Source organism: Thiobacillus sp. (assembly GCA_024235835.1).
Classification (GTDB): Bacteria; Pseudomonadota; Gammaproteobacteria; order Burkholderiales; family Thiobacillaceae; genus PFJX01.
Genome location: JACKLQ010000004.1, coordinates 86,932 through 112,100, shown reverse-complemented (window position 1 = coordinate 112,100; position 25,169 = coordinate 86,932). Strand labels below are relative to the sequence as shown.

The 25,169-nt window shown below is 64.7% G+C and carries 28 protein-coding genes and 1 pseudogene; 18 read left to right on the top strand and 11 right to left on the bottom strand.

The genetic code is table 11. The features are described from left to right. The first annotated feature begins 2 nt into the window (after positions 1 to 2). Positions 3 to 554 (top strand): DUF3299 domain-containing protein, encoded by a 552-nt coding sequence (locus tag H6935_16075; protein ID MCP5279851.1) that lies wholly within the window; start codon positions 3 to 5, stop codon positions 552 to 554. Positions 555 to 689: 135 nt separating this feature from the next. Here the strand turns inward: H6935_16075 and H6935_16070 are convergent, their stop codons facing one another. Continuing rightward, the gene (locus H6935_16070; protein ID MCP5279850.1) at positions 690 to 1,673 is read right to left on the bottom strand and encodes a hypothetical protein; all 984 of its coding nucleotides are present in this window, start codon (positions 1,671 to 1,673) and stop codon (positions 690 to 692) included. 235 nt (positions 1,674 to 1,908) lie between these two features. Here H6935_16070 and H6935_16065 point away from each other — a divergent pair, with 235 nt between their 5' ends. The 5 genes from H6935_16065 (at position 1,909) to H6935_16045 (ending at position 7,044) form a co-directional block, all read left to right on the top strand. Beyond that, entirely contained in the window at positions 1,909 to 3,018 is a 1,110-nt protein-coding gene (locus H6935_16065) for a hypothetical protein (protein MCP5279849.1), read from the top strand. A 78-nt stretch (positions 3,019 to 3,096) separates the two neighbouring features. Further along, positions 3,097 to 4,176 carry a transaldolase gene (gene tal, locus H6935_16060; GenBank protein ID MCP5279848.1) on the top strand — a complete coding sequence of 360 codons (1,080 nt, stop codon included), beginning with the start codon at positions 3,097 to 3,099 and terminating at the stop codon, positions 4,174 to 4,176. A gap of 111 nt (positions 4,177 to 4,287) precedes the next feature. Next, the gene (locus H6935_16055) at positions 4,288 to 4,788 is read left to right on the top strand and encodes a hypothetical protein (GenBank protein MCP5279847.1); all 501 of its coding nucleotides are present in this window, start codon (positions 4,288 to 4,290) and stop codon (positions 4,786 to 4,788) included. A 52-nt stretch (positions 4,789 to 4,840) separates the two neighbouring features. Continuing rightward, on the top strand, positions 4,841 to 6,634 hold the full coding sequence (mutL, locus tag H6935_16050) for a DNA mismatch repair endonuclease MutL (protein ID MCP5279846.1): 1,794 nt from the start codon (positions 4,841 to 4,843) through the stop codon (positions 6,632 to 6,634). Beyond that, the gene (locus H6935_16045; GenBank protein ID MCP5279845.1) at positions 6,634 to 7,044 is read left to right on the top strand and encodes a S24 family peptidase; all 411 of its coding nucleotides are present in this window, start codon (positions 6,634 to 6,636) and stop codon (positions 7,042 to 7,044) included. Before mutL ends, H6935_16045 begins: the two co-directional genes overlap by 1 nt. 16 nt (positions 7,045 to 7,060) lie before the next feature. On the opposite strand, the gene H6935_16040 is transcribed toward H6935_16045, so the two are convergent. Both H6935_16040 and ccsA read right to left on the bottom strand, forming a co-directional pair. Further along, positions 7,061 to 8,092, bottom strand: coding sequence for a diguanylate cyclase (locus H6935_16040; GenBank protein ID MCP5279844.1), 1,032 nt, complete (start codon positions 8,090 to 8,092; stop codon positions 7,061 to 7,063). 135 nt (positions 8,093 to 8,227) lie between these two features. Continuing rightward, complete coding sequence (ccsA, locus tag H6935_16035) at positions 8,228 to 9,019, bottom strand: cytochrome c biogenesis protein CcsA (protein MCP5279843.1); 792 nt, start codon at positions 9,017 to 9,019, stop codon at positions 8,228 to 8,230. A gap of 104 nt (positions 9,020 to 9,123) precedes the next feature. Here ccsA and ffh point away from each other — a divergent pair, with 104 nt between their 5' ends. The 6 genes and pseudogenes from ffh to H6935_16005 all read left to right on the top strand — a co-directional run bounded on the left by ffh (position 9,124) and on the right by H6935_16005 (position 14,023). Then, entirely contained in the window at positions 9,124 to 10,479 is a 1,356-nt protein-coding gene (ffh, locus tag H6935_16030) for a signal recognition particle protein (protein ID MCP5279842.1), read from the top strand. Positions 10,480 to 10,627: 148 nt separating this feature from the next. Continuing rightward, complete coding sequence (rpsP, locus tag H6935_16025; protein MCP5279841.1) at positions 10,628 to 10,876, top strand: 30S ribosomal protein S16; 249 nt, start codon at positions 10,628 to 10,630, stop codon at positions 10,874 to 10,876. After that, positions 10,869 to 11,408 carry a ribosome maturation factor RimM gene (gene rimM, locus H6935_16020; protein MCP5279840.1) on the top strand — a complete coding sequence of 180 codons (540 nt, stop codon included), beginning with the start codon at positions 10,869 to 10,871 and terminating at the stop codon, positions 11,406 to 11,408. The genes rpsP and rimM overlap by 8 nt, the downstream gene beginning before the upstream one ends. 14 nt (positions 11,409 to 11,422) lie before the next feature. Further along, positions 11,423 to 12,199: a tRNA (guanosine(37)-N1)-methyltransferase TrmD gene (trmD, locus tag H6935_16015; GenBank protein MCP5279839.1), complete on the top strand. Its 777-nt coding sequence runs from the start codon at positions 11,423 to 11,425 to the stop codon at positions 12,197 to 12,199. Positions 12,200 to 12,285: 86 nt separating this feature from the next. Then, on the top strand, positions 12,286 to 12,669 hold the full coding sequence (gene rplS, locus H6935_16010; GenBank protein ID MCP5279838.1) for a 50S ribosomal protein L19: 384 nt from the start codon (positions 12,286 to 12,288) through the stop codon (positions 12,667 to 12,669). A 117-nt stretch (positions 12,670 to 12,786) separates the two neighbouring features. Beyond that, positions 12,787 to 14,023 (top strand): annotated as a pseudogene (locus H6935_16005) (HD domain-containing protein). Between the two features lie 5 nt (positions 14,024 to 14,028). On the opposite strand, the gene H6935_16000 reads toward H6935_16005, so the two are convergent. Further along, positions 14,029 to 14,727 carry a sulfite exporter TauE/SafE family protein gene (locus H6935_16000; GenBank protein ID MCP5279837.1) on the bottom strand — a complete coding sequence of 233 codons (699 nt, stop codon included), beginning with the start codon at positions 14,725 to 14,727 and terminating at the stop codon, positions 14,029 to 14,031. A 169-nt stretch (positions 14,728 to 14,896) separates the two neighbouring features. Between H6935_16000 and coq7 the strand changes: the two genes are divergently transcribed. Together coq7 and H6935_15990 are read left to right on the top strand one after the other, a co-directional pair. Next, positions 14,897 to 15,523, top strand: coding sequence for a 2-polyprenyl-3-methyl-6-methoxy-1,4-benzoquinone monooxygenase (gene coq7, locus H6935_15995; GenBank protein MCP5279836.1), 627 nt, complete (start codon positions 14,897 to 14,899; stop codon positions 15,521 to 15,523). 7 nt (positions 15,524 to 15,530) lie between these two features. Then, positions 15,531 to 15,848 (top strand): DUF2322 family protein, encoded by a 318-nt coding sequence (locus H6935_15990; GenBank protein ID MCP5279835.1) that lies wholly within the window; start codon positions 15,531 to 15,533, stop codon positions 15,846 to 15,848. A 42-nt stretch (positions 15,849 to 15,890) separates the two neighbouring features. Here the strand turns inward: H6935_15990 and H6935_15985 are convergent, their stop codons facing one another. The 7 genes from H6935_15985 to H6935_15955 form a co-directional block, all read right to left on the bottom strand. Next, positions 15,891 to 16,397 (bottom strand): SCP2 sterol-binding domain-containing protein, encoded by a 507-nt coding sequence (locus H6935_15985; GenBank protein ID MCP5279834.1) that lies wholly within the window; start codon positions 16,395 to 16,397, stop codon positions 15,891 to 15,893. Positions 16,398 to 16,513: 116 nt separating this feature from the next. Next, the gene (locus H6935_15980) at positions 16,514 to 16,933 is read right to left on the bottom strand and encodes a YeeE/YedE family protein (protein ID MCP5279833.1); all 420 of its coding nucleotides are present in this window, start codon (positions 16,931 to 16,933) and stop codon (positions 16,514 to 16,516) included. Positions 16,934 to 16,940: 7 nt separating this feature from the next. Then, positions 16,941 to 17,498, bottom strand: coding sequence for a YeeE/YedE family protein (locus H6935_15975; protein MCP5279832.1), 558 nt, complete (start codon positions 17,496 to 17,498; stop codon positions 16,941 to 16,943). Positions 17,499 to 17,578: 80 nt separating this feature from the next. Next, complete coding sequence (locus H6935_15970; GenBank protein ID MCP5279831.1) at positions 17,579 to 18,268, bottom strand: hypothetical protein; 690 nt, start codon at positions 18,266 to 18,268, stop codon at positions 17,579 to 17,581. Further along, on the bottom strand, positions 18,265 to 19,263 hold the full coding sequence (locus H6935_15965; protein MCP5279830.1) for an MCE family protein: 999 nt from the start codon (positions 19,261 to 19,263) through the stop codon (positions 18,265 to 18,267). Before H6935_15965 ends, H6935_15970 begins: the two co-directional genes overlap by 4 nt. Continuing rightward, the gene (locus H6935_15960) at positions 19,233 to 19,607 is read right to left on the bottom strand and encodes a hypothetical protein (GenBank protein ID MCP5279829.1); all 375 of its coding nucleotides are present in this window, start codon (positions 19,605 to 19,607) and stop codon (positions 19,233 to 19,235) included. The genes H6935_15965 and H6935_15960 overlap by 31 nt, the downstream gene beginning before the upstream one ends. Before the next feature lie 62 nt (positions 19,608 to 19,669). After that, entirely contained in the window at positions 19,670 to 20,464 is a 795-nt protein-coding gene (locus H6935_15955; GenBank protein ID MCP5279828.1) for an ABC transporter permease, read from the bottom strand. 114 nt (positions 20,465 to 20,578) lie between these two features. Between H6935_15955 and H6935_15950 the strand changes: the two genes are divergently transcribed. The 4 genes from H6935_15950 (at position 20,579) to H6935_15935 (ending at position 25,091) form a co-directional block, all read left to right on the top strand. Beyond that, positions 20,579 to 21,100, top strand: coding sequence for an SH3 domain-containing protein (locus H6935_15950; protein ID MCP5279827.1), 522 nt, complete (start codon positions 20,579 to 20,581; stop codon positions 21,098 to 21,100). After that, a complete protein-coding gene (locus H6935_15945; protein MCP5279826.1) occupies positions 21,097 to 22,014 on the top strand; it encodes a M48 family metalloprotease in 918 nt (305 codons plus the stop codon). Before H6935_15950 ends, H6935_15945 begins: the two co-directional genes overlap by 4 nt. 4 nt (positions 22,015 to 22,018) lie before the next feature. Beyond that, positions 22,019 to 24,238 (top strand): adenylate/guanylate cyclase domain-containing protein, encoded by a 2,220-nt coding sequence (locus tag H6935_15940; GenBank protein MCP5279825.1) that lies wholly within the window; start codon positions 22,019 to 22,021, stop codon positions 24,236 to 24,238. A gap of 94 nt (positions 24,239 to 24,332) precedes the next feature. After that, the gene (locus tag H6935_15935; protein ID MCP5279824.1) at positions 24,333 to 25,091 is read left to right on the top strand and encodes a 3',5'-cyclic-nucleotide phosphodiesterase; all 759 of its coding nucleotides are present in this window, start codon (positions 24,333 to 24,335) and stop codon (positions 25,089 to 25,091) included. The last annotated feature ends 78 nt before the right edge of the window (positions 25,092 to 25,169 follow it).

Sequence of the window (25,169 nt, the reverse complement as noted above, 5' to 3'; positions counted from 1 at the left end):
GTATGGTGATGACGGTGTTCGCGTTGCTGGCCCTGCCGGCGGTGGCGGCGGACTACAAGGTGGGGGACCGCCTGGCCCCCGCCGCCGGGGACAAGGCCACGACCTACAGAGATGTCAACTGGGACGACCTGCTGCCCAAGTCCTGGGACCCCATGAAGGTCATCACCGGGCTGAATCTGGACAAGTTGAAGGACTCGGACCCCAAGGCCATGGAGGCCATGGAGAAGCTCAAGCGCATGTGGAACGAGGCGCCTTCCAACCCGGCCATGAACGGCCAGGCCATCCGCATCGCCGGTTTCATGGTGCCCCTGGAGTGGGGCAAGCGGGAGGTGAAGGAATTCCTGCTGGTGCCTTATTTCGGCGCCTGCATCCACGTGCCGCCGCCGCCGGCCAACCAGATCATCCACGTCGTCGCCGACAAGCCCTACAAGGCCAAGGAGGACATGGACGCCGTATGGGTGAGCGGCATCCTGGAACTGGCCACCTCCAAGACCGACATGGGGGACTCGGGCTACCGCCTGCGGGCCAGGAAGGTGGAGATCTACAAGCGCTGAGAGCCTCGTCACGAAGGAAGCAGCCGGGAGGGGTGGATATCCAGCAGGGAGGGGCCCAAAAACATCCCCTCTTACGGGCACAGAGGGGATGTGCGTTTCTCCCGCGAGTAACGGGAAAGTAACGGGAAATGCGTGTCACGGGTTTTTCATGATGACGGCACATTTGATGAGGTGGCCAGTGTTCACGCCATCCGAGAGGATGCTCATGACATACAAGGCGCCATACCATCCTGTTTGATAACTGCCATCAAACTGGCCAGCGTCGATGCAGACCCGCTCGGTGGAGTTTGCCTTGTCGTATATGCCTCCGAAGACATAACCCGTATACAAGACGCTCCAATCCGTGCTGGGTGCGTTCCAACTCCCCCACATGAGCGTCGTGGGCCCTGGTGCCAGGGCAACGGCGCAATTCAACAGACTGTTATCGGGATAAAGTGTCTGAATGTCTGCCTCGTGGTCTTGTGTGTTCAAGACGACCGGCGCCACGAGGTCCAAATTGGCACCATCAGCTTCTGTGTGGGGGCCCGGGTCTCCCGGAGCAAGACATAGGGGCGTGCCACTTCCACCAAATGCGTACATCCCGTTATGGGTTCTGCCACTGTAGACCAGCGTGGTGCCATTGGGCGCGCTTGCGTTACCCCAGCGGACAAAGACCGATCCGCCCCCAGGGCCGGCCGGGCCCGCCGGCCCCATCGGCCCCATTTCTCCTTGAACTCCCTGGGGCCCCGCGGGTCCGGGTGCGCCTATTGGTCCGGGAGCACCGATTGGTCCGGGGGGACCTTCAGGTCCGACCGCGCCTACCGGCCCGGGCGGGCCTTGTAGCCCTTGGGGCCCTTGTGGTCCGGGAGGGCCTTGCGGTCCAGGGGGGCCCATGGGTCCAGGTGTCAGCGCCAATTCATTTATCAATGTTTGCAGTTGGGCATCGGCTGCCTCTCGCGCAGCCCGCTCCGCAGGCAATCCGCCCTCCAGCGACTGAACTCTGCTGGTCATGGCATCGGCCTTGGTCTTCGTCACCGTTACCTCGGTCTGGAGCGCTTCAATGCTGGCGTCTGCTCCGTAAGCCGTGGCCGCCAGGCCAAGTATCAATGCGGTGGGAATAAGCAAGTGGGACTTTTTCATAGCAACCTCCGTGTGCTTCAGTTGCCGCTTGAATGCTGATTAACGCTCTCGCATCAGTCACCATATTGGTTAATTAATTGGATAAACGGACCTCCCTCTCCATTGATAGCAATTGGGGGGGGCTTTGCCAGATGTTTGATGGCCCGACGTCATCGGGTGGCCTGTAACGGCAGCTTCTCTGCGCGGGTCTCCGGACTGACTTCGATCAAATGAGAGTCGGTGCGGGCATGGGATCATGGCGTCCATGCTCATCGCCCTCATCGCCGCCACCCTCATCGCCCTGCTGGCGGGCCAGGCCCTGCCCAAGGCCTTCGCCGCCGCCCCCGCCTTCTGGGCCCACATCGCCCTGGCCCTGGGGGTGATGACCCTCATCACCGCCGCCATGCAGCATTTCGTGCCCGTGCTGTGCCGTTCGCGCGGCGCGGGCAAGTGGATGGCGCGCCTGCCCCTGCTGATGCTGGCGGCGGGGCTGCTGGCGGTGACGGTGCTGGGGGGCTGGCTGGACTACCTGTGGATTGCCCTGGCAGCCCTGCTGGCCCTGGGGAGCTCGGCGGCCATGATCGCCTGGATGCTGGGCAAGGGTCGCCAGGCCCTGGGACGGCCCCACCCCGGCCTGGACTGGTACGTGGCGGCCATGGCCTGCCTGGGCCTGGCCCTGGCGGCGGCCTTGCTGATCCCCTTCATGCCCGCATGGCACGCGGCGCTGCGGGCCTTCCACCTGCACCTGAACCTGTACGGCTTCGTGGGTCTCACGGCGGTGGGCACCCTCCAGGTGCTCATGCCCACCGCCGCCGGCCAGGCCGACCCCCAGGCCGGCGTACGCCTGCGCCAGGACCTGAAATGGGCAGCGGCGGGGTCCCTGGCCATCGCCCTGGGCCAGGCCGCCTGGCTGCCCCTGACCTGGCTGGGCGTGGCCCTTTGGGCCTGGCCCCTGGGGCGCATGGCCTGGGCCTGGTGGCGTCTCCACCGCGCCCGACTCCTCGGCCTGCACGGGGCGGAGCCGGTGCTGTTCGTCGCCGTGCTGGGCTATGCCGCCTCCCTGGCGGGCCTCTTGCAGGGCGAAACGGAGCGGGGCCCCCTGGACCTCTTCCTGCCGGCCTTCCTCATGCCCCTGGTGACCGGGGCCGCCGGGGTGCTGGCGCCGGTGTGGCTCAACCCCACCCGGGCCGCCGCCCACGAGGCAGGGCGCCGGGTCCTGAACCGCTGGGGCTCGGCGCGGGCCCTGCTGTTCCTGATGCCGTCGGTCCTGTTCCTGCTGGGCTACCAGTGCGCCGGCATGCCCGCCCTCACGGCCCTGTTCTGGTTTGGCATTGTTTTCGCCATCTGGCTGCACCGGCAGGATTAAGTCCAAGGATTGAACCCGGGGCCGGTAGCCGGAGTCTGCTGCTATACCGGTAGCACCGATACAGCGACGAGTGGAACCATGAACCCGATCAGGCAAGCCGTTAACCTGGGCCAGAGCATCTGGCTCGACAACCTTTCCCGCACCTTGCTAGTGGAAGGCGCCCTGGCCCGCTGGATCGCCGAGGATGGCGTGTCCGGCGTGACGTCCAATCCCTCCATCTTTCAAAAGGCGGTCTCTGATAGTCCCTACTACGCCGACGACCTGGCCCGCCTGAAAGCGGCTGAGTCCGATCCGGAACGGCGTTACGAGGGGCTGGCCGTACCGGACATCCAGGCCGCCTGCGACCTGATGCGTCCGGAGTTCGATCACACCGCCGGCAATGATGGCTATGTGAGCCTGGAAGTGGCGCCCCGCTGGGCCCATGACCAGCAGGCAACGGTGGCCGAAGCCCGGCGCCTGTCCGCCCTGGTGTCCCGGCCGAACCTGCTGGTGAAGGTGCCCGCCACTCCCGCCGGCGTGGCGGCCTTTGAAACCCTCACCTCCGAGGGCATCAACGTGAACGTGACCCTGCTGTTTTCCCTGGGACAGGTGGAGGCCATCCACCAGGCCTACCTGCGGGGCCTGCGTGCCCGCCTGGCGCGGGGAGAGGACGTAGTCCGGGCCAAGGCGGTGGCCAGCCTGTTCCTCAGCCGGGTGGACACCCTGGTGGACCAGCGCCTGGAAGAGACCGGCACGCCGGAGGCCCTGGCGCTGCGGGGCGGGAGCGCCGTGGCCATGGCCCGGCTGGCCTATGCCCGCTACCGGGAGTTGTTCCATGGCCCGGAATTCGCGGACCTGAGGGCCCTGGGTGCCCGCCCCCAATACCTGCTTTGGGCCAGTACGGGCACCAAGAACCAGGCCTACAGCGATCTGCTGTACGTGGAGCCCCTTGTAGGGCCGGAGACCGTCAACACCCTGCCGGACAAGACCCTGGCGGCCCTGAAGGACCACGGCAAGGTGCGGGCCGGCGTGGCGGAGGGACTGGATGGGGCCCGGGCTCATTACCACCGTCTGGCGGAACAGGGCATAGACATGGAACAGGCGGGGCTGCGGCTCCAGGACCAGGGCGTGGACCTGTTCGCCGATGCCTTCGACAAGTTGCTGGGCCTGATGACTTGAAACAAACTGCGCGGGCGGGGGAACCGCTGGATGCTCCCGACGCTCGAATTGAGCCACCCCGCAATTCCGAAGTCAGGTATCCCTGGCGGGTTTCCACGATAGGAGTGAGACATGAACATGCTGAAGCGCACTACCCTGGCCCTTTCCCTGCTGGCACTGCTCCAGGTCCCGGTTGCCCTGGCAGAGGAGGCTCCCAAGCTGGAGGCCTCTCCTGCCACGGAGGCATCTCCCGCGCCCCTGGATGACATGCAAACCATGCGGCAGAAGATGCAGGACATGATGCAATCCCAAGGCATGGGTCCCGGTGGCAAGTGCAACAAGCGGGACGGCAAAGGGCCCGGCATGATGATGCAGGGGGGCGGCATGGGGAAGGGGCCGGGTAATGGCCCGGGCATGATGGGTATGGGACCCGGCACGGGCCCCATGGGCAAGGACTGCGACCGCCGCGACGGCAAGGGTTCCGGCATGGGCATGGGCACCGGCGGCATGGGCAAGAAGTGCCAGCGCATGGGTGATGGCGACGGCTGCGGCTGTGATGTGGACAAGCGCCTGGACGAGATGGAGAAGCGCCTGGACATGATGCAGATGATGCTGAAGATGATGATGAAGTGAGGCACTGAGCATCATCCGGGCAGGGCTGGGCCGGGTGGTAAACTCGCCCGCCATGCCCGCCGCCGCAATCCGCCTCCTGCCCGACCTCCTCATCTCCCAGATTGCTGCCGGGGAGGTGGTGGAGCGGCCTGCGTCGGCCCTCAAGGAACTGCTGGAGAACAGCCTGGACGCGGGGGCGCGGGACATCCGCGTGGACCTGGAGGAGGGGGGCGTCCGCCTGATTCGGGTGGCCGACGACGGCGCCGGCATGGTCCCCGATGACCTGCCCCTGGCCCTGGCCCGCCACGCCACCAGCAAGATCGCCAGCCTGGATGACCTGGAGCGGGTGGCCAGCCTGGGTTTCCGGGGCGAGGCACTGGCCAGCATCGCCGCAGTTTCCCGTTTGACCCTGACCAGCCGTAATGCAGAGGCTACCCATGCCTGGAAGCTGGGGGCCCTGGACGGACGCGTCACAAGTCCGGAGCCCGCCGCCCTGGGCGTCGGCACGGTGGTGGAGGTGCGGGACCTGTTCTTCAACACCCCGGCCCGGCGCAAGTTCCTCAAGACCCCGGCCACGGAATACGGCCATTGCGACGACGTGTTCTGCCGCCTGGCCCTGGCCCACCCGAAATGCGCCTTCACCCTGGGCCACAACGGGCGGGTGGTGCGCCGCTTTGCCGCCGCTGACTGGCAGGCCCGGGCCCTGGCCGTGATGGGGGAGGAGTTCTCCGCCGCCGCCCGCGCCCTGGATCAGAGTTCGGGTGCTCTGCGCTTGTCTGGCCTGGCGAGCCTGCCGGCCTATTCCCGTGCAGGTCGGGATGCCCAGTACCTGTTCGTCAATGGCCGCTTCGTGCGGGACAAGCTGCTCACCCATGCCGTGCGGGAGGCCTATCGCGACGTGTTGCATCACGACCGCCATCCCGCCTACGTGCTGTTCCTGGAACTGCCCCCCGAGGCGGTGGACGTGAACGTGCACCCGGCCAAGACCGAGGTGCGCTTCCGGGAATCCCGGGGTATCCACCAGTTTGTCTTCCATGCCCTGGAGCAGGCCTTGGGAGGCCGAAGTGTGGATGCCGCCCCGTCCCATGCGGAGGCTCTCCAACCAGCGCCCATGCCGATGCCCGGTTTCGGCGGCACCGCCTCAGCCAGGAACCAGAACTGGCCTGCCCATCAAACTCGGATGCCATTGGCGTCTGAACCCGCAGCCTACTACGCGGTGGTGGCCGAGGCCCTGGCCCATGCGCCTGCCATCGCATCGGACCATGTGGAGAATCAGGGCCGGGTGCCCCCCCTGGGCTATGCCCTGGCCCAGTTGGCAGGGGTCTATGTGCTGGCCCAGAACGAAAAGGGCCTGGTGGTGGTGGACATGCATGCCGCCCATGAACGCATCGTCTATGAACGCCTGAAGACAGCCCTGGATCTACGCAAGGTGGCGAGCCAGCCCCTGCTGATTCCCGTCGTGTTCGCCGCCACGGCCATGGAGGTGGGCATCGCGGAGGAGGCGGCTGATGCCCTCGCTGCGTTGGGTTTCGAGATCGCCCCTGTTTCGCCCACCCACCTGGCCGTGCGCGCCTTGCCGACCCTGTTGCAGGACGCGGAAGGAGAGACCCTGGCGCGGGAGGTGTTGAAAGACATGCGGGAATTCGGTATTTCCGCTGCCCTGACTGCGCGCCGCAACGAGTTGTTGGCCACCATGGCCTGCCATGGTGCGGTGCGGGCCAACCGCCGCCTTACCCTGCCCGAGATGAACGCCCTGTTGCGGGACATGGAGGCCACCGAGCGGTCGGAACAGTGCAACCACGGCCGGCCCACCTGGTTCCAGTTGACCATGGCCGACCTGGACAAGTTATTCATGCGAGGAAAGTAATGTCCGAGAAATCCATCCCCAAACCCTTCCCCATCCCCGTCAAGCCGGCGGCGGAGGTGCCCATGGAAGGCGAAGCCCTGGCCTCCTCCTGCGCCAGCGGAGAGCCCTATGCCCTCATGGTGCTGGGGGACTCCATGCTGCCGGAGTTCGAGGAGGGTGAAATCATCGTCATCGAGCCGGAAGGGGTGGCCCGGGACGGTTCCTTCGTCATCGCCTATCTGGAGGACGAAAAGGAGGAGGACAGGCACATCTTCCGCCAGTTGGTGAAGCACCAAGAGGGCTGGATGCTCAAGCCCCTGAACCCTCTCTACCCCAACATTCCCATCGACAGCATAGAGGCCGTGGTGAAGGGCGTGGTGATCATGAAGAAGAAGCCCGGCCGGCGCCGGGCGATGAAGGAATACGTCTGAGGGCTGCCTGCCCGGCTCAGTGCGGGTGGTTCTCGTGGATGACCCGGTTTCGCCCGTTTGACTTGGCGTGGTAGAGGGCCTTGTCGGCCCGCTCGAACAGGCTGTCGCGATCGTCATCTCCACGACGGTTGGCCACCCCAAGGGAGATGGTGAAGGGATCCAGGGCGAAGTTGTCGTTCTTGCGCACCAGGCGCAGGGCCTCGATGCGCTTGCGGATGGACTCCGCCACGGTGATGGCGCCTTCAAGCCCGGTATTGGGCAGCAGCACCAGGAACTCCTCGCCGCCGAAGCGGATGGCGATGTCCTCGCCGCGAATGCACTTGCGTACCGCGTCGGCCACGTTGCGGATGACGATGTCGCCGATGGCATGGCCATAGGTGTCGTTGATGCGCTTGAAGTGGTCGATGTCCATGACCAGCACGGACAGGTCCCGGTCCTCCTCCCAGAGGAATTCCATGTGATGGTCCATGGCGCGGCGATTGAACAGGCCAGTGAGGGGGTCCACCATGGCCGCCTGGCGCTGGGCTTCCAGTTCCTCCCTGAGTTGCTCGGTTTCCTTGCGGGCCTCCATGAGATGGCTCTGCAGCTTGCCATTCTGGAACCGGGAGGACATGGCGGCGGAAATCATGTCCGAGGCGATCTTTTGCAGGGAGGCCTGGTCCTGCTGGGCGTCTAGCTGCTTCAGGCTGGTTTCCAGTTCCCGTTGGTAGTCCTCGCTGTTGTCGTTGGTTTCCGTGATGGTCTGGAGCAGGGACTGGAGGATGTCATGCAGGTCATTGCGCATGCCCTGGAACTGCTTGTGCTGTACCGAGGCCAGGTGCTTTTCATAGAGGTCCTGCAGCAGGATGGCATCCAGGGGCTTGCCATCGCCCAGATGATGGTCGAGGAAATTCTTCAGGTCCGGTTGCCCGCCCAGTAGATACTCATATGCGACGGCATAGTGCAGTGGGGTGGGAGGCAGGTCGTGCCGCGACAGCAGTTCAATGGACTGCATGGCCAGTTCCCTGGCCTGCTCGGAAGTGATGTTTTCCTGATGCTTGCCGGACATTTGTTTCCTTCCTGCTGCTCATCCGGTTGTGGAGAGCTCTATGTGTTATTCAGGAAAGGAATATTACAAAAGTAATAGCTCGCAAGGCTATGAAGGAAATCACCGAAGGAATGCCCTCGGGTCGTCAGGGTGGTTTCAGCGCTGCAAAAGGACTTCCATGACGAACTTCACGCCCTCGTAGGCCAGCAGCAGGCTGAAAAAGCCGGCCAGGGTCCAGTAGATGGCGGTGCGGCCGCGCCAGCCGTAGATGCGCCTGCCAAGGAGCAGGGCGGCGAAGATGAGCCAGGCGGCGATGCCGAACACGGTCTTGTGGTTCAAGGTCATGGCCTTGCCGAAGACCTCCTCGGAAAAGCCGATGCCGGAGATGACGGTGAGGGTGAGCAGGGCGAAGCCCGCCTGGATCATCCGGAACAGCAGCCTTTCCATGGTCAGCAGGGGGGGTAGGCCCGCAAGTACCTTGGGGGGTACGGCCTTGTGCAGGTGCTTTTCCGCCAGGGCGATGAGGAGGGCATGGAGGGCGGCGATGGTGAGCAGGCTGTAAGCGGAGAAGGCCACCAGCAGGTGGGCCCGGAACAGGGGCGCGTCCGTGTGGGACACTGGGGCGCCCAGGGGCATGATCACCTGCAGCACCACGCTGAAGCCGGCGAAGGCCAGCACGAAGCCCAGCACCCCGGCCAGGTGGTAGCGCCAGGCGGCGGTGGCGTAGGTGAGCACCGTGAGGGCGGCGATGGCGGAGAGGGACATGGCGAATCCCAGATGGATGCCGTCCGCTCCCAACATGTCCCTGTGCAGGATGAGCAAGTGGGGAACCAGTGGCAGGATGGGCAGCAGGCGGGGCACCCAGTCGGTGCGGCAGCATCCGGGCAGGCCTGGCCAGAACCAGGCGGCGAGGCCGAAATAGGCGGCGATGCAAAGTGTTTCGAGCATGGCGTCCCTGAGTGATTGCGGCGCTGTTCGCGCCCTCGGGTTTGTTAGACTCCGGAAGTCTAGCGTATCTGCCCTTTACTCACCCTAACCAATCGACGCCCATCATGTTTGACAACCTGACCAATCGCCTGTCCAAGGTCGTGAAGAACCTGCGCGGACAGGGACGCCTCACCGAGGACAATATCCAGGATGCCCTGCGGGAGGTGCGCGTCGCCCTGCTGGAGGCGGACGTGGCCCTGCCCGTGGTGCGGGACTTCATCGCCCGGGTCAAGGAACGTGCCATGGGGCAGGAGGTGCTGCAGAGCCTGACTCCTGGCCAGCAGCTCATCGGCGTGGTGCACAAGGAGCTCACCCACCTGATGGGCGAGCAGGCCGCGCCCCTGAACTTCGCCACCCAGCCGCCGGCGGTGTTCCTCATGGCGGGCCTCCAGGGTGCGGGCAAGACCACGTCCACTGGCAAGCTCACCCGCATCATCCGGGAGGCGGGCAAGAAGAAGATCCTGGTGGTGAGCTGCGACGTCTACCGTCCCGCCGCCATCGAGCAGTTGAAGGTGGTGGCGTCCCAGGCCGGTGTGGATTTCTTTCCTTCCGCGGCCAACCAGAAGCCTGCCGATATCGCCCGGGCCGCCCTGGAGCATGCCCGCCGGCACCTGTTCGACGTGCTCATTGTCGACACCGCAGGCCGCCTGCACGTGGACGAGGCCATGATGGCGGAAATCAAGGAACTGCACGCTCTGCTGAACCCCATCGAGACCCTGTTCGTGGTGGACGCCATGCAGGGCCAGGATGCGGTGAACACCGCCAAGGCCTTCAGCGACGCCCTGCCCCTCAGCGGGGTGATCCTCACCAAGCTGGACGGCGATGCCCGGGGTGGCGCGGCGCTGTCCGTGCGCCACATCACCGGCAAGCCGGTGAAACTGGTGGGTGTGGGGGAGAAGCTCAGCGGCATCGAGGTGTTCCACCCGGAGCGCATGGCCAGCCGGGTGCTGGGCATGGGCGACGTGCTGTCCCTCATCGAGGAGGCCCAGCGCAACGTCGACCAGGCCGAGGCCATGAAGACGGTGCAGAAGCTCAAGAGCGGCAAGGGCTTCGACCTGGATGACTTCCTCTCCCAGATGCAGCAGATGAAGAAGCTGGGTGGCCTGGGCAGCCTGGTGGACAAGTTGCCGGGGGCGGGCAAGATCGGTGCCGAGGACCTGGCCAAGGGCGAGAAGGAGATGCGCCGCATCGAGGGCATCATCCATAGCATGACGCCGGAGGAGCGCCGTCGCCCCGAGATTCTCAAGGCCAGCCGCAAGCGCCGCATCGCCGCCGGCTCCGGGGTCCAGGTCCAGGACGTGAACCGTCTGCTGAACCAGTTCGAGCAGGCCCAGAAGATGATGAAGATGATGGGCAAGGGCGGCGGCCTGGCCAAGATGATGCGGGGCATGAAGGGCATGATGCCCGGCGGCATGCGCTGAGGGCCAGGCTGGACTGTCCTATCGCCAGGCAAAACAACGGCTTGGATTGCTTGCGCGGTTGGCGTACAATGCACGGCTTTTCCGAATTCCGTGGGCGCGAAACGGCGTTTCGCGTCCGGATAACCGATTTCTAGAGGACTGCAACACCATGGTGACCATTCGTCTTGCCCGCGGCGGCTCCAAGAAGAATCCCTTCTACAACATTGTTGTGGCGGATTCCCGCAATCGCCGCGATGGCCGTTTCATCGAGCGCATCGGCTTCTACAACCCCCTGGCCAAGGGCAATGCCGAAGGCCTGCGCGTGAACCAGGACCGCCTGTCCTATTGGCAGGGCGTGGGTGCCCAGGTGTCCGACACCGTTGCCCGCATCGTGCGTGGCCAGCAAGCCGCTGCCTGACCAGGTCGAACGGGTGGTGATGGGGCGGGTGGCCGCCCCATATGCCGTCAAGGGCTGGATCAAGGTTCAACCCTTCACGGAATACCCTGACAGCCTGCTGGACTATGACCGCTGGTGGCTGGGCCACGAAGAGGGGCGCAACAAGGGCTGGCGGGAATACCGGGTGCTGGAGGGCAAGGTCCACGGCCAGACCCTGCTGGTGCAGTTGGAGGGCGTGGATGATCGCACCGCCTCAGAGGCCCTGAAGGGTCTGGACGTGGCGGTGGACCGGGCGGAATTCCCGGAGCCCGACGAGGACGAGTACTACTGGGACGACCTCATCGGTCTGGACGTGGTGAATACCGAGGGCGTGGTTCTCGGCAAGGTGGCGAGCCTGCTGGAAACCGGCGCCCACGACGTGTTGCGCGTGGTTGATGCGAATGAGGGCGAACGGGAAAGGCTGATCCCCTTCGTGGACGCCTTTGTGCGCGAGGTGGACAGGGAAAGCCGGCGCATTCTGGTGGAGTGGGGTGCCGACTGGGATAAGGATTGAGTGTGCGGGGCGCCATGGTGCCGAGCTACCACGTCATCACCCTTTTCCCGGAGATGTTCGCGGCCCTGACCCAATCGGGGGTGAGCGGGCGGGCGGTACGCAACGAGTTGTGCAGGTTGAGGTTCTGGGACCCCCGGGACTTCACCCAGGACAACTACCGGACGGTGGATGACCGGCCCTTTGGCGGCGGACCCGGCATGGTGATGCTGGCGGAGCCCCTGGACCTGGCCCTGACGGCGGTGAAGGCCGCGTTGCGAAGAGAGGGTGCCGCGAAGCCTCGGCTGATCTACCTGTCGCCCCAGGGGCGCAGGCTGGACCAGGCCCTGGTGGAGGAACTGGCGGCGGAGCCGGCCCTGGCATTGCTGGCGGGTCGCTACGAAGGCATCGACGAGCGCGTGTTCGCCCGCCATGGCCTGGAGGAAGTGTCCATTGGCGACTACGTGCTGTCCGGCGGGGAACTGCCCGCCATGGTGTTGCTGGACGCGGTGATCCGCCAGATTCCGGGTGCCCTCGGGCATGCGGACTCGGCCAGGGAGGACTCCTTTGCCGACGGGCTGCTGGATTGCCCCCACTACACCCGGCCCGAGGTCTACCTGGGGCTGGAGGTGCCGGCGGTGTTGCGGGGCGGCGACCACGCCGCCATCGCCCGTTGGCGCTTGAAGCAGGCCTTGGCCAGGACGCGGAGGCGGCGGCCTGACCTGATGGAAGGGCGGGCCTGTTCCAAACAGGAACGGGAACTGCTCCGGGAACTGGATGCAGGATTGGACGGCGTGCCCAAGGGCGCGTCGTGAAGCAGGAACCCGCGTGAGCGGGATGTCAGAAACGGCTTCATGTATCCCTGGATACCTCTGGTGCCCATATCGTTAAGGAAAACGAAATGAACGTGATCGAGCAGCTGGAAAAAGAAGAAATGGCCCGCCTGACGGCCGGCAAGACCATCCCCCCGTTCGCCCCTGGCGACACCGTGGTGGTCCAGGTGAAGGTGAAGGAAGGCAACCGCGAGCGTCTCCAGGCCTACGAGGGCGTGGTGATCGCCAAGCGCAACCGGGGCCTGAACTCCGCTTTCACCGTGCGCAAGATTTCCGCCGGCGAGGGCGTGGAACGTACCTTCCAGACCTATTCCCCCCTGGTGGCCGCCGTCGAGGTGAAGCGCAGGGGTGACGTGCGCCGCGCCAAGCTGTACTACCTGCGCCAGCGTTCCGGCAAGTCTGCCCGTATCAAGGAGAAGCTGGAGTTCACCAAGAAGGCCGACAAGGCCTGAACAGACCCTGCGCGCCGCTAGCAAGGCCGCCTACGGGCGGCCTTGTCTTTTCCTCGGCCGAACTCAAATACCCCCGTGCCACGCCGATGAAGAGGTATCGAAGGAAGGGGGACTCCCATGGATGTGGAAGTGGACCTGCGGCAGGTGGTCTACGCCCTGTCGGACACCCTGGTCCTGGTGGGCATGAACGACTTCTACCATGGCAAGCGGGTGGGGCTCATGGCAGTGGAGGTGGCCCGCTGTCTCGGCATGAAAGACGATGGTCGTGAGGAATTGTTCGACACCGGCCTGCTGCATGCCTGTGGCCTGTCCTCCACAGCGGTGCACCAGCATCTGGTGGCAGAGATGGACTGGGCGGGGTCCCAGGGCCATTGCGAACGGGGCTATGGCCTGCTGGAAGGCATGCCTCGTCTGGCCAGAATGGCCCCGGTCGTGCTCTACCACCATACCCACTGGCAGGATTTCACCCGTATGGACGTGGCCCCGACGTGGCCCAAAAGGCCAACCTGATCTTCCTGGTGGATCGGGTGGATGCCCTGGCAGCGCCCCACTATGGACCGGACCTGCTGCGTTTCAAGGATTAAATCCGCGGCACACTGGCCGCCGAGAGCGGTGCCATGTTCCCCGGACCTGGTGGAGGCTTCATGGCCGCCTCCCACGCAGATGCCTTCTGGCTGGTACTGGAGCCCCGCCACATCCAGAACTTCCTGGGCGGGATGCCACACGCCGGACAGCGGCGCCGGATCTGTTTTGCCGAACTGCGTCAGATGGCCATGCTGTTTGCCCACATCGTGGATGCCAAGAGTGCCTTCGCCGCAGCCCACTCCCTGGGGGTGGCCAGGTTGGCCCGGCTTTTGGGGGAACTGGGCGGCCTGGACGCAGACATTGCGAAAGGCTGGAGATCGCCGGCTTGATGCACGACCTTGGCAAGTGGCAGATACCGGACGACATCCTGGACAAGCCTGGACCGCTGGACGAGAACGAACTGTCGGTAATGCTCCGGCACAGTTTCGAGACCTACCAGATCCTGCGCCGCATACCCGGGCTGGAGGACGTGGCCGCCTGGGCTGCCTATCACCACGAGCCCCTGGATGGATGGGGGGTATCCCTATACCCTAACCGGCCAGGGCCTGCCCAAGCCGGCACGGATCATCGCCGTGGCGGACGTGTTCCAGGCCATGGCCCAGAACCGACCCTATCGTGCCTCCGTCCCGCCTCTGCGGATTCTCGACCTGCTGCGGGACAAGGCCCGGGAGGGCAAGCTGACGCCGAGGCCGTGGAACTGGTGGGCCAGCACCCGGATGCCTGCTGGCGGGCGGCCAGCGATGGGCACATGAGTCAATTCCAGAAATAGGCTCTCTATTGGATCGCTTTGACCAGTACCGAGACGGCGCTGCCCAACAGAAGCCAGCCCACCATGCGCTGCATCTGGCTGTTGCTGAGGCGGGTATGGATATGGCTGCCCAGGTAGAGGGCGGCCACGACGATGGGCAGGGCAAGCAGCGTGTGCAGCCAAATCTGCCAGTCCACCAGCAGGCCGGCGATAAGGAAAGTGGCGATGCGGATGAGACCTTCCATGAAAAACAGGCCCGACAGGGTGGCCCGCAGGATGCCCTTGTCCTGGATGCGGTGGGACAGGTAGATCACATAGGGTGGCCCGCCGGTGCCGAACATGCCACCCACGGCGCCGCCGGTGAGGGCGGCGGGGTAGGCCCACAGGGGTGAGGCTGGCGCGAAGGGCCCGGGTCGCAGCAGCAGGAAGCGCAGAGCGAACACCAGGATGAAGGCCGCCAGGGTGAACAGCAGGGCGTTTGCGGGCAAGGAGACCAGCAGGGTGGTGCCCAGGGCCACGCCCGCCAGGGAGCCGGGCAGGAGTCGCTTGATCTCGCCCCTGGCCACGTGCTGAAAATGGATGCCGCCGATCATGGCCGAGGCGGAGAAGTCCGCCAGCAGCATGAAGGGCACAACCTGGGGAAGTGGAAACCGCAGGGCCAGCAGGGGCACGGCGATGAGACCGGAGCCGAAGCCGGAGATGCCCCTCACGAAGTAGGCAAGCATCAGCACCAGGATTGCATAGGCAAGATCGGCAAGGGGCACGGTGATCTTGGGGGAGGGGAAAGGGCGCGCATTACACCACAGCTTGTCCCTCTCGGCCCGGAACGGTGTCAGCCCTTATAATCGGACAACCCCATCTATTGGATCGGTCATGACCCTCGCCCTGCCCAAGCTGCCTTCACCTGACCAAGTCATCCTGCAATTCGACAAGGCCCTGCGCACGGTCTTCGCCAGCGCATCGAGCCGCCGGCCCTACCCGGACGCGGAACTGCCCGATGCGGAATTGAGCGAGACAGAGAAGAAGCATGCCGCGGGCCTCATGCGCATCAACCACAGTGGCGAGGTCTGCGCCCAGGCCCTCTACGCCGGCCAGGCCCTCACCGCCCGCAATCCCGAGGCCCAGCGTGCCCTGCTGGAGGCGGCGGACGAGGAAACCGAGCACCTGGCGTGGTGCGAGAGGCGCCTCAATGAACTGGGCAGCCACAAGAGCTTCCTCAATCCCGTCTGGTATGCCGGTTCCTTCGCCCTGGGGGCCTTGGCCGGCGCCCTGGGAGACAAGTGGAATCTGGGTTTTCTGGCAGAGACGGAGCGCCAGGTGGAAGGCCACCTGGACAGCCACCTGGACAAGTTGCCTCCCCAGGACATCAAGAGTCGGGCCGTGGTGGAACAGATGAAGGTCGACGAGATCAAGCACGCAGATACCGCAATTGCCCATGGCGGCGCCGAATTGCCGACGCCGGTAAAGCAGGCCATGCGCCTTACCTCCAAGGTGCTGACCCTGGCCGCCTACCGCCTCTGATGCAGCCATGAAATTTGCCGACAAGCTGGCGGTTCTGCCGGCGGTGGACCATCTGGCCCGCCTGGAATTGACGGGCCCTGAAGGCCAGGCCGAGGTCATCGAGAACAAGCCTGGCAGTGCCGGCTCCGTGCGGGTCTATGCGTACCTTGGCGGTAAGCATGGCTGCATAGATGCCACGGCCGCCCAGGAGGGGGTGGATATCTACGCGGAGCATGGCGAGGATGCCCTACTCCACCCTGGCAAGCACCCCAACATCGATCGCCTTTTTGCCGTGTTGAGGGGCGGAAGTGCCTGGCGGGTGCGTTCCGTTCCGGCGGACCAATAAAAAAGCCCGCGTGACGCGGGCTTTTTAGTAGGTGATCGCGGCTTACTTGGCGGGGCAGGCCTCGTCGCCAGGCACCTTGCCGGGGATCAGAAGGAACTGCTCGAAGGGGCCCATGACGCGCATGGCTTCACCCTTGGGGCCTTCGAACTGCAGACGACCGAACATCATGGCGCGCATGGGGCCGTATTCGCCGGCGCCCATTTCACGCCAGCGCTTGGTCTCGGCGTGCATCTTGTAGTCCATGTCGTAGTTCAGGCTGGCATGCTGTATGGGGCCGGCATAGGTACAGGTGGTCTTGCCGCCCTTGGTGGAGATGGTCATTTCCACCTTGGTGTTCTCGCCGCAGTCGGTGCGGTACATGTGGATGACCTTGTAGCCGCGGCCACCGTCGTTCTTGGCCCACTTCTCAGCCAGTTCGGTGGTCAGGGCGGGGTTGGTATTCCAGTAGCTGCATGCCTGCACGGCCCAGTCGGAGGACATCAGGGGGGCGGCCTGGGCGCCGGAGGCGAAGCCGACCAACAGGGCCATGGAAATCAGGGTCTTGCGCATGTATGACTCCTCTATCTAGTGGTAAGTATTGCGTGGTGATATTGCAAACGGGGACGAAGACTAATCCGTTGACGCCCGGACTGTCAAAAACCCTATTGATTGGCCAGGAAAATTTGTCAGTGGGGCAAATGCTGCTTGAGGGCGCCATACAGCCAGGTGCCATGCAAGGCACCGGCCAGGACCACCAGGGCGCCGATGGATCCCGTACCCACCAGGGCGAACACAGGCCCGGGGCACAGGCCGATCAGACCCCAGCCGAAGCCGAAGATGAGGCCGCCCAGGATGTAGCTCTTGCGGCCGGGTTCCTTGACGGGGATTTCGATGGACTGGCCGTCTAGGGAATGTTTTTCCCCGAAGCGCCGGATGACCTGGATGCTGACGAAGCCGGTAACGATGGCGGAGAACATGATCCCGAACATGTGGAAATTCAGGAAATGGAACATCTCCTGGATGCGGTACCAGGAGGCGGCCTCGGATTTGATCAGCACGAAGCCGAAAATCACGCCGGCCAGGAGGTAAGGCAGGTAGCGGGTCATGGTCGGCTTATCCGATCAGCATGTGGGGGACGAGGAACCATGAAGCGGTGAGGCCGCCGGCGAAGATGCCCAGCACCGCGAACAGGGAGGGCAGTTGCATGGTGGAAAGCCCCGTGATCGCATGTCCCGAGGTGCAGCCCCCGGCGTAGCGGGTGCCGAATCCCACCAGCACGCCACAGGCGAAAAGGAAGGTGAAGTTGCGTACGCTGGTATGGAACAGTTCGTCCGGCACCAGGCTGCCGCTGGGCAGCAGGAATCCCCAGGACAGCAACATGTCCTGGGCGGCCTGGGTGAGTTGCACCGGGTTGGGGTCCGCGAACACCACGCCAGCCAGGTAGCCCCCCAGGGCAGTACCGATGACGAACACCAGGCTCCAGGTGTGCTCCTTCCAGTTGTACCTGAAGAAGTCCACGTCCACCTTTTGCGGCTGGGTGATGGCGCAAAGATGGCGCAGGTTGTTGGAAATGCCGAAGGATCGGTTCCCGATGAACAGCATGAGCGGCACCATCAGGCCGATGATGGGGCCCGCTACATACCAAGGCCAGGGTTGGTATAACCAGTCCATTATTCTCCTCCTGGAAATTATGGCTGCGGATTATATGAGTAAATTCTAATTTTCTGTTGTATTAAATAACTGGCTGATTTTTAAGGGTGTGTAGTGCCTTCGGCCAAGTCGATGCGGCGCTTCAGGTGGGTAACCGCACTGTGGTCGCCAGCGGCCTGGGCACGCTTGAGCTGGACTTCCAGCCACGTGAGCAAGGGGCGGCGCCAGCCCCGCTCGGAAGCGGTTTCCGTGGCCAGGGCCAGGGTGGCGGGTTCGGCGCGCTCCTGCCTGAGCAGCAAGCCGGCGGCGATGAGGCGGGGAAGGGGATCCTTGATCCTTGCCACTGCCTTGTTGGCTGCGGCGGCATCCTTGGCACTCGCCACGCCGGCGTAGTGGGGTGGGAGCAACCTGGCGTCCAGGCCACTCCAGTCTCCACCGATGAATTGGGCGTAAACCTTGTCGTGGGCGGCTGCCTCGGTGGCCAGGGCCGTATAGGCCTGGCAGGGTGAGAAATCCAGGGCCGCCGCGCGGGTGCCGCAGGCGGCCAGTTCCACCCTGGCCAGCAGGTCCAGGCGCCCGGTACTGGCGATCTCCTTGCGGCTTTTTTCCAGGGCCAGGTCCGCTGCCTTGGAGTCGCCCTCAAGCCAGCGCGCCTGGAAGTGCTCCAGCAGGCTCACTGCATTCATCTTCCAGTCCGGCGGGGGAGGCGAGCCGGCGCAACCCGTCAGCGCAAGCACCACGACCAGGAGTCCCCATGCCCCTTGTCCCTTGCCCCATGTTTCTGTCTTCATGGCGTCTTGATCTCCACGTCCCGGGCAAAGGGCCACTTCTTGTTGATCTCGTTGATCAGGTGGTTGACCTTGCGCACGCTGTCGTCGATCTCGGTGCGCAACTGGGCCATGTCCGTGGTGGCCTCCTTCACGTTGCCGGTGATGACGGCCACGTCGGCGCTGGCGGACTGGGCCGAGGCCAGGATGGCGTCCGCCTTCTTCAGGCTTTCCCGCACCTCGCCCAGCATGCGGTTGACCTGGACCACGGACTGGCGGGTGTGGTCCATGACCCCGTCGGGCCCGAACACCTGGGTGTCCGCCTTGGCCAGCATGCCGTCCACCTTGAGGGAGATGCCGTTCACGCTGGTCATCAGGGTGTTGGCCTTCTCGATGATCCTCACCACTTCGGCGGCCTTTTCCGGGCTGCCCATGACCCCGCCCAGCACGCCGTACTCGCCCGCCATGCGCCCCGTCATGGTCTCCACATGTCCCAGTGTGCGGTTGATGGGGGCCTGGGCCTGGGTCATGGCCACCACGTTTTCCAGCAGGGTCTGCACCCGCTGCTTGATGACGGCGATGTCCAGGGGATCCTCCCCCGTGATGAGGCTGAACTCGGTTTCATCCTTAAGGGGGGCATCCTTCAGGTTGGCAGTGAAGGCCTTGATCTTGGCTCCGCCGATGATGGCCTTTTCCAGGGTGAACTGGCTGGTCTGGCGCAGCCACTTTGCGTCCCGCTCGGGAATGGCCACTTCCAGCAGGACCTTGGCGTCCTCCGTCAGGTCCATCTTCTTCACCTCGCCGATGGGGAAACCGGAGAAGCTGACGGGCATGCCCACGCTGACCCCTTCGGCGTTGGGGGCGGTGAGCCTGATGGTCAGGGTAGGCTCGAACCAGCCCCGGGCGTAAAGGCCGTAGATCACCAGGCCGATGCCCAGCAGGGCGGTGAGGCTCACCAGCAGGCCCACCTTGAATTCCAGGTTCTTGATCAGCGGGGCGCGTATAGGGGCTCGTTCCATTGGTAGTCCAGGATCCAGCAGTTGTTGAGTCGGTCATCCAGCCGCTTTAGAACGTCATCCACGAACGGAGGATAGCGGGTATCGGGCAAAAGCATAGCGGGGCGGTCGATGAGCAGCAGGTCGGGGCCGCTGACCGCGGCCCGCAGCAACTTGGCGACGAAGCGCTCCTCATGGTTCAGGGCCGGGTCCCGCTTGTAGGCGGCATCGGTGTAGCCCAGCTGGTGCAGGAGGTTCCAGGCCACGTCCACCGCCTCCTGGTAGGTCATGTTCCGAGTGTACTGGGGTACCACGGCGATGTTTTCGAGGACCGCGAGATTGGCACGCAGGGGCAGGTCGGCCGACACCAGGGCGGCCTTGGCCTGGGTGGCGATGAGGGTGCGCCGGGCGGCATCGTCCGCCAGCCACTCTATATGTACTTGAAGGCTAATGACGCCACCTCGATGAACATGAGGACGAAGAACAGGCGCACCATGCCCCGCAGCACGGAGATGGGGGCCATGAACAACATCTTTGGCGTGGCCAGGCCTTCCGCCACGGGAATGATGGTGACAGCCAGACCAAAAGCCAGGCTCTTGAGCCAGATGCCGGCCATGACGGGCACGTCGAAGACCTTGCCCATGACCCGGGTGAAATCCGGCAGGCTCCAGAGCTGGAAGCCGTACACCGCGAAGTAGGCCAGCACCAGGGCCAGCACGCTGGTGATGGCGGTGAGGGCCAGTACAGAGACGACGCCGCCAATGACACGGGGCATGAATTCCATGCGCAGGGTGTCAACGCCAGCGGACTCCAGGGCGTCTATTTCATTGTGGATGCGCATGAGGGCCACTTCGGTATTGATGGCCGAACTGGACCGCAGGGCCACGAACAGGGCGGTGACCAGGGGCAGGATTTCCAGCACCAGCACCCGCATGCTCATCTCCAGGGCGAAATCGGATTGCCCGATCTGGGCTGCGGTGTCGACCACGATCATGATCAGCACGAAGGAAAGCAAGGCGGCGAACAGGGTAAAGGGCAGCAGGATCTGCCAGGCGGTGAAATAGATCTGCTTCATCACCACCATGCGGGTGGCGCTGTTGTAGGCAGCAGGAGTCAGGGTGGCGGCCAGGGCCTGGGCTGCAAAGCGGAAGATGCCTTGCCAGGTGCGCCAGAGGGCCAGGGCCCCCGCGCCACGTCGGATGAGGAAGTCAGTGAGCCAACTCATGGGCGGAATCATATAACCCCCATGTATCATTCAACCAGAACGCCCGGGCCACTGGAGTCCGAGGGGCAGGGCAAGGCCCCGGCCCCGATGGCGTATTTGCGAGAGAGCATTGCCATGAAACGATATCTGCTCATGCTTGCGGCCGGCCTGGTTTCCCAGGCCCTTTGGGCCGCGCCCGGCACCATGATCAAGGATGAGGATCTCAGGGCCACCCCTAGCAGCGCGGCCGCGAAGGTGGCCAGCGTCAGCAAGGGCGCCGTCGTGGAAGTACTGCTCCGGCAGGGCGGCTGGACCCAGGTCCGTTACGGAGGCAGCACCGGCTGGGTGCGCATCCTTTCCGTGCGCACCAGCGTCACCACCGGGAGCGTCGGCGATGTCGCCGCGCTGGCCTCGCGCCGCGAAGGCCAGGTGGTGGCCGTGGCCGGCCTGCGGGGACTCAACGAGGAAGAGCTCAAGGGCGCCAGGTTCGATGCCAAGGAACTGAAACTGTTGAATTCCTTCCGGGCCAAGCCCGCGGCAGCGAGGAGTTTTGCCCAGGCGGCCGGCCTTGAAGCCAGGGATGTGGCTTATCTGCCTGAGCCCAAGGCGGAAGCCGGTGGCAATGGAGGTGACGGTTTTCCGGGAGGTGGACAATGAGACGCGCGGCCAGAAACCTGTTCCCGTTGCTGTTTGCCGGCCTGATGGGGCTCGGTAGTGCCCAGGCGGGAGGATTCGGGGACGTCCTGAAGGGCCTGTTAAAGGAAAAAGTTGGCGGCGGTGAAAGCCAGCAGGCCCTGGCTACCCCGCCCCAGCAGGGGGGGCAGGACAACGCCAGGCCTGAAACCCAGTTGCTCAGCGCCTTGCTCAAGGGCAATACCTCCCAGGAGGAGGAGGTGCGTATCGGTCGGCGTATTGCCGGCAACCTGTTGGGTGCGGCCCCACTGGTGAAGGACCCGGCCCTGCAGCAATACGTCAACAACGTGGGGCGATGGGTTTCCCTGCAGAGCGAAAGGCCCGGCCTGCCCTGGCGTTTCGGCGTCATCGAGAGCGAAGACATCAACGCCTTCGCTGCCCCTGGCGGCTACATCTTCCTCACCAAGGGCCTGTACCGGCGGTTGGGCAACGAGGCGGAACTGGCGGGCGTGCTGGGTCATGAAATCGGACACGTGATTCGCAAGCACCACCTCAAGCTGTTGCAGCAAAGCCAGGCCATCGCCGCCCTGGGATCCCTCTTCGGCAGCAAGCTCGCCAACGAGGACCAGTTGATCCAGAACCTCATCGGCAACGGCGCCGAGGTGGTGGCGCGAGGGCTGGACAAGGAGGCCGAGTACGAGGCGGACCGCATCGGCGTGGTGCTCACGGCCCGGGCGGGCTACGACACCTATGCACTGCCCACGGTGCTGGCGGAGATCGGCCACGTAGCCAAGGGTGACAAGCGGGTTTCGCTGCTGTTCAAGACCCACCCCCACCCGGAGGAGCGCCTGGGCCGCCTGGCCGAGGCGGTGGGTAGCCACCTGGACAACGTGCCGGAGGGCCAGTCGGTGGCCAACCGCTTTTACCGCCTGAGGTGAGGGCATGGCGTTGAACCTGCGTGCCCGCCGCTTCCTGGGTCAGTTCGCCGCCGGTCTGGTGTTCGTGCTGCTGCTCCTGGGGCAGGCGGCGGGGCTGTACCCCACCAACTTCATCGACAAGCTGGACGCCGCTCTCTATGACCTGAAGGTGCGTTTTTCCCAGGTGAAGTTGGTGGACGACCGCATCGTCATCGCCGACATCGACGAGAAGAGCCTGAAGGAGATCGGCCGCTGGCCATGGCCCCGTGACAAGCTGGCGGCACTGTCCAACAACCTGTTCCAGCAGTACGGTGTGGCGGCCCTGGGTTTCGACGTGATCTTCGCCGAGCCGGACCAGAGCTCCGGCCTGCCCGTCCTGGAGAAGCTGGCCCAGGGCCCCATGGCGGGGGACGCGGGTTTCAATGCCAGTCTGAACCGCCTGCGGGACCGTCTGGATTACGACGGTCGTCTCGCCGAGGCCCTGGCGGATGGACCTGCGGTGCTGGGCTATTACTTTGGCATCAACGAAGGGCAGGAAAGCGTGGGCGTGTTGCCAGAGCCCGTGCTGGACTGCGAGGCCCTGGCAAACAAGGGCATCCGTCCCCTCCATGGCACCAGCTATTCCGGCAACCTGGAGCGACTCCAGGCCCAGACGCCCTTCGCCGGATTCTTCAATGCCATGCCCGACTTCGACGGCGTCATGCGCCGCATGCCCATGGTTGTTGAACATGGTGGGCGATGCTATGGCTCCCTGGCCCTGAACCTGGTGCGCGCCGGCATGGGGGCGGAGGCCCTGTCCGTCCTCCCCGCCGGCCAGGGGGGGCATGGCTGGCGTCCTCCGTCCCTGGACGCGGATGGTCTGGCGGTGCCCCTGGACAAACAGGCCATGGCCCTGGTGCCCTATCGGGTTGCGGGCGCTTTCCATTATGAATCCGCCGCCAACATCATCGCTGGACGGACTCCTGCTTCCCAGCTGGAGGGCCGCATCGTCATCGTGGGCTCCACCGCCCCGGGACTCCTGGACCTGCGGGTCACCCCAGCCGACAAGGCCTTCGCGGGGGTGGAGATACACGCCAACCTGATTTCCGGCATCCTGGACGGCACCGTCAAATGGGAGCCGGCCAGCCAGCGCGCCCTGCTGGTGGGCGCCGTGCTGGCCCTGGGCCTGGCCATGGCGGCGGCCCTGCCCTGGATGACGCCGGCGTGGTCCGGGGCCCTGGCCGGTGGACTGATCGCCGCGCTGGTGGGCCTGGATTTCTACGTCTGGCATGCCATGGACATGAGCCTGAACATGGCCACGCCCCTGATGACCGTGGCGGGCCTGTTCGTGCTGAACATGAGTTGGGGGTTCTTCGTGGAGGCCCGATCCAAGGCCCAGATTACCCGTTTGTTCGGCCAGTACGTGCCGCCGGAACTGGTGGACGAGATGGCCAAGGACCCGGCCCGCTACAGCCTCAGGGGCGAGTCCCGGGTGATGAGCGTGCTGTTCTCCGACATCGTGGGCTTCACCAGCATCTCCGAGAAGCTGGAGGCGGCCCAGTTGGCCGAACTGCTCAACGTCTACCTGTCCGCCATGACCCGGGTGGTACAGGAGGGAAAAGGCACCATCGACAAGTATATCGGCGATGCCATCATGGCCTTCTGGGGCGCTCCCATGAGCGATGAACGCCACGCCCATGATGCCGTACTGGCCGCCCTGGCCATGCAGACTGCCCTGACGGCCCTGAATCCGAAGCTGGAGGAAAAGGGCTGGCCGTCCTTGAAGATCGGCGTTGGGGTCAACACCGGCCGCATGAGCGTGGGCAACATGGGCTCGGAATTCCGCATGGCCTACACGGTGATGGCCGACGCGGTGAACCTGGCTTCCCGCCTGGAAGCCCTGACACGCCAATATGGTGTGGGCGTGCTGGTGGGAGAAGCCACCAAGGCAGAGTGTCCGGACCTGGCCTTCCAGACCATCGACCAGGTGCGGGTCAAGGGCAAGGACGTGCCCGTGGCCATTTTCGAGCCCCTGGGCGTGGCTGCGGAAGTGGGACCGGAGCGGCTGAAGGAGGCGGAGCAGTTCGAGGCCGCTTTCCAGGACTACCAGGCCCAGCGCTGGGACGACGCGGAGATCAAGCTCATGGAACTGCGCAAGGCCAACCCGCGCAAGCTCTACGACGTCTACCTGGACCGGGTCACCCATTTCCGCTTCAACCCGCCGCCGGCTCAATGGGACGGCGTGTTCACCTTCACCACGAAATGAGGCCCCCCCGCCCGCCTTGTTCCCCTCGGTTTTCATTCCGGGCCGCCAGGGAGCCCCTGGAACAGCCCGGCGAGTTTCTTGAGCAGGCATCACCATGAAGGTGCGTGTCCTGGGTTGCTCAGGCGGCATCGGCGACGGACGCCACACCACGTCCTTCCTGGTGGACGACGACATCCTGCTGGACTGCGGCACCGGCGTCACGAACCTTTCCCACGCCGAGCTATGCCGGATCGATCATGTGTTCCTCACCCACAGCCATCTCGATCACATTTGCTCCCTGCCGTTGATGCTGGACAGCGTTGGGGCCGAGCGGGGAAAGCCCTTGACCCTGCACGGTCTGCCAGAGACGCTGCAAACCCTGCGCGACCACTTGTTCAACTGGCGACTGTGGCCGGACTTCGCCCGCATCCCAAACCCGGAAGATCCATTTCTGCGTTACGAGTCCCTGCTCGAAAGCGAGCCCATCATGGTGGGTGGAAGGGAGATCGCGGCCATCCCGGCCCATCATGTGGTGCCCGCGGTGGGCTATCTGGTGCGGGAAGCCCTGGGCAGCCTGTTGTTTTCCGGGGATACTGCGAGCCACGAGGCCCTGTGGCAGCTTGCCAACAGCACCCGCGACCTCAGGCATCTCATCGTGGAATGTTCGTTCCAGGACGCCCTGGCCCACATAGCCGAGGCCTCCAGGCACTATTGCCCCAGGACCCTGGCGCCGGACCTGGGCAAGCTCAAGGTGGGGCCGGAGGTCTGGATCACCCACCTCAAGCCGGGCGGGGAGGCCGGCATCATGGCCGAGCTGGCCCGCCATGGCGCGGTGGCCAGGGCCCTGGTCAACGGCCAGGTGTTCGAGCTCTGAGTACCCACAGGGCCCGCCCCGTTCTCCGTGGCGACAATAAACTCGGGGCGGCCCTTCTTTTCCCTGAGAGAAGCCTCG

What these genes read in the sequence shown, in the direction of transcription:
- H6935_16075 (MCP5279851.1), top strand. Translation starts at nt 3, where the DNA reads ATGGTGATGACGGTGTTCGCGTTGCTGGCCCTGCCGGCGGTGGCGGCG.
- H6935_16070 (MCP5279850.1), bottom strand. Translation starts at nt 1,673, where the DNA reads ATGAAAAAGTCCCACTTGCTTATTCCCACCGCATTGATACTTGGCCTG.
- H6935_16065 (MCP5279849.1), top strand. Translation starts at nt 1,909, where the DNA reads ATGGCGTCCATGCTCATCGCCCTCATCGCCGCCACCCTCATCGCCCTG.
- tal (MCP5279848.1), top strand. Translation starts at nt 3,097, where the DNA reads ATGAACCCGATCAGGCAAGCCGTTAACCTGGGCCAGAGCATCTGGCTC.
- H6935_16055 (MCP5279847.1), top strand. Translation starts at nt 4,288, where the DNA reads ATGAACATGCTGAAGCGCACTACCCTGGCCCTTTCCCTGCTGGCACTG.
- mutL (MCP5279846.1), top strand. Translation starts at nt 4,841, where the DNA reads ATGCCCGCCGCCGCAATCCGCCTCCTGCCCGACCTCCTCATCTCCCAG.
- H6935_16045 (MCP5279845.1), top strand. Translation starts at nt 6,634, where the DNA reads ATGTCCGAGAAATCCATCCCCAAACCCTTCCCCATCCCCGTCAAGCCG.
- H6935_16040 (MCP5279844.1), bottom strand. Translation starts at nt 8,092, where the DNA reads ATGTCCGGCAAGCATCAGGAAAACATCACTTCCGAGCAGGCCAGGGAA.
- ccsA (MCP5279843.1), bottom strand. Translation starts at nt 9,019, where the DNA reads ATGCTCGAAACACTTTGCATCGCCGCCTATTTCGGCCTCGCCGCCTGG.
- ffh (MCP5279842.1), top strand. Translation starts at nt 9,124, where the DNA reads ATGTTTGACAACCTGACCAATCGCCTGTCCAAGGTCGTGAAGAACCTG.
- rpsP (MCP5279841.1), top strand. Translation starts at nt 10,628, where the DNA reads ATGGTGACCATTCGTCTTGCCCGCGGCGGCTCCAAGAAGAATCCCTTC.
- trmD (MCP5279839.1), top strand. Translation starts at nt 11,423, where the DNA reads ATGGTGCCGAGCTACCACGTCATCACCCTTTTCCCGGAGATGTTCGCG.
- rplS (MCP5279838.1), top strand. Translation starts at nt 12,286, where the DNA reads ATGAACGTGATCGAGCAGCTGGAAAAAGAAGAAATGGCCCGCCTGACG.
- H6935_16000 (MCP5279837.1), bottom strand. Translation starts at nt 14,727, where the DNA reads ATGCTTGCCTACTTCGTGAGGGGCATCTCCGGCTTCGGCTCCGGTCTC.
- H6935_15990 (MCP5279835.1), top strand. Translation starts at nt 15,531, where the DNA reads ATGAAATTTGCCGACAAGCTGGCGGTTCTGCCGGCGGTGGACCATCTG.
- H6935_15985 (MCP5279834.1), bottom strand. Translation starts at nt 16,397, where the DNA reads ATGCGCAAGACCCTGATTTCCATGGCCCTGTTGGTCGGCTTCGCCTCC.
- H6935_15980 (MCP5279833.1), bottom strand. Translation starts at nt 16,933, where the DNA reads ATGACCCGCTACCTGCCTTACCTCCTGGCCGGCGTGATTTTCGGCTTC.
- H6935_15975 (MCP5279832.1), bottom strand. Translation starts at nt 17,498, where the DNA reads ATGGACTGGTTATACCAACCCTGGCCTTGGTATGTAGCGGGCCCCATC.
- H6935_15970 (MCP5279831.1), bottom strand. Translation starts at nt 18,268, where the DNA reads ATGAAGACAGAAACATGGGGCAAGGGACAAGGGGCATGGGGACTCCTG.
- H6935_15965 (MCP5279830.1), bottom strand. Translation starts at nt 19,263, where the DNA reads ATGGAACGAGCCCCTATACGCGCCCCGCTGATCAAGAACCTGGAATTC.
- H6935_15955 (MCP5279828.1), bottom strand. Translation starts at nt 20,464, where the DNA reads ATGAGTTGGCTCACTGACTTCCTCATCCGACGTGGCGCGGGGGCCCTG.
- H6935_15950 (MCP5279827.1), top strand. Translation starts at nt 20,579, where the DNA reads ATGAAACGATATCTGCTCATGCTTGCGGCCGGCCTGGTTTCCCAGGCC.
- H6935_15945 (MCP5279826.1), top strand. Translation starts at nt 21,097, where the DNA reads ATGAGACGCGCGGCCAGAAACCTGTTCCCGTTGCTGTTTGCCGGCCTG.
- H6935_15940 (MCP5279825.1), top strand. Translation starts at nt 22,019, where the DNA reads ATGGCGTTGAACCTGCGTGCCCGCCGCTTCCTGGGTCAGTTCGCCGCC.
- H6935_15935 (MCP5279824.1), top strand. Translation starts at nt 24,333, where the DNA reads ATGAAGGTGCGTGTCCTGGGTTGCTCAGGCGGCATCGGCGACGGACGC.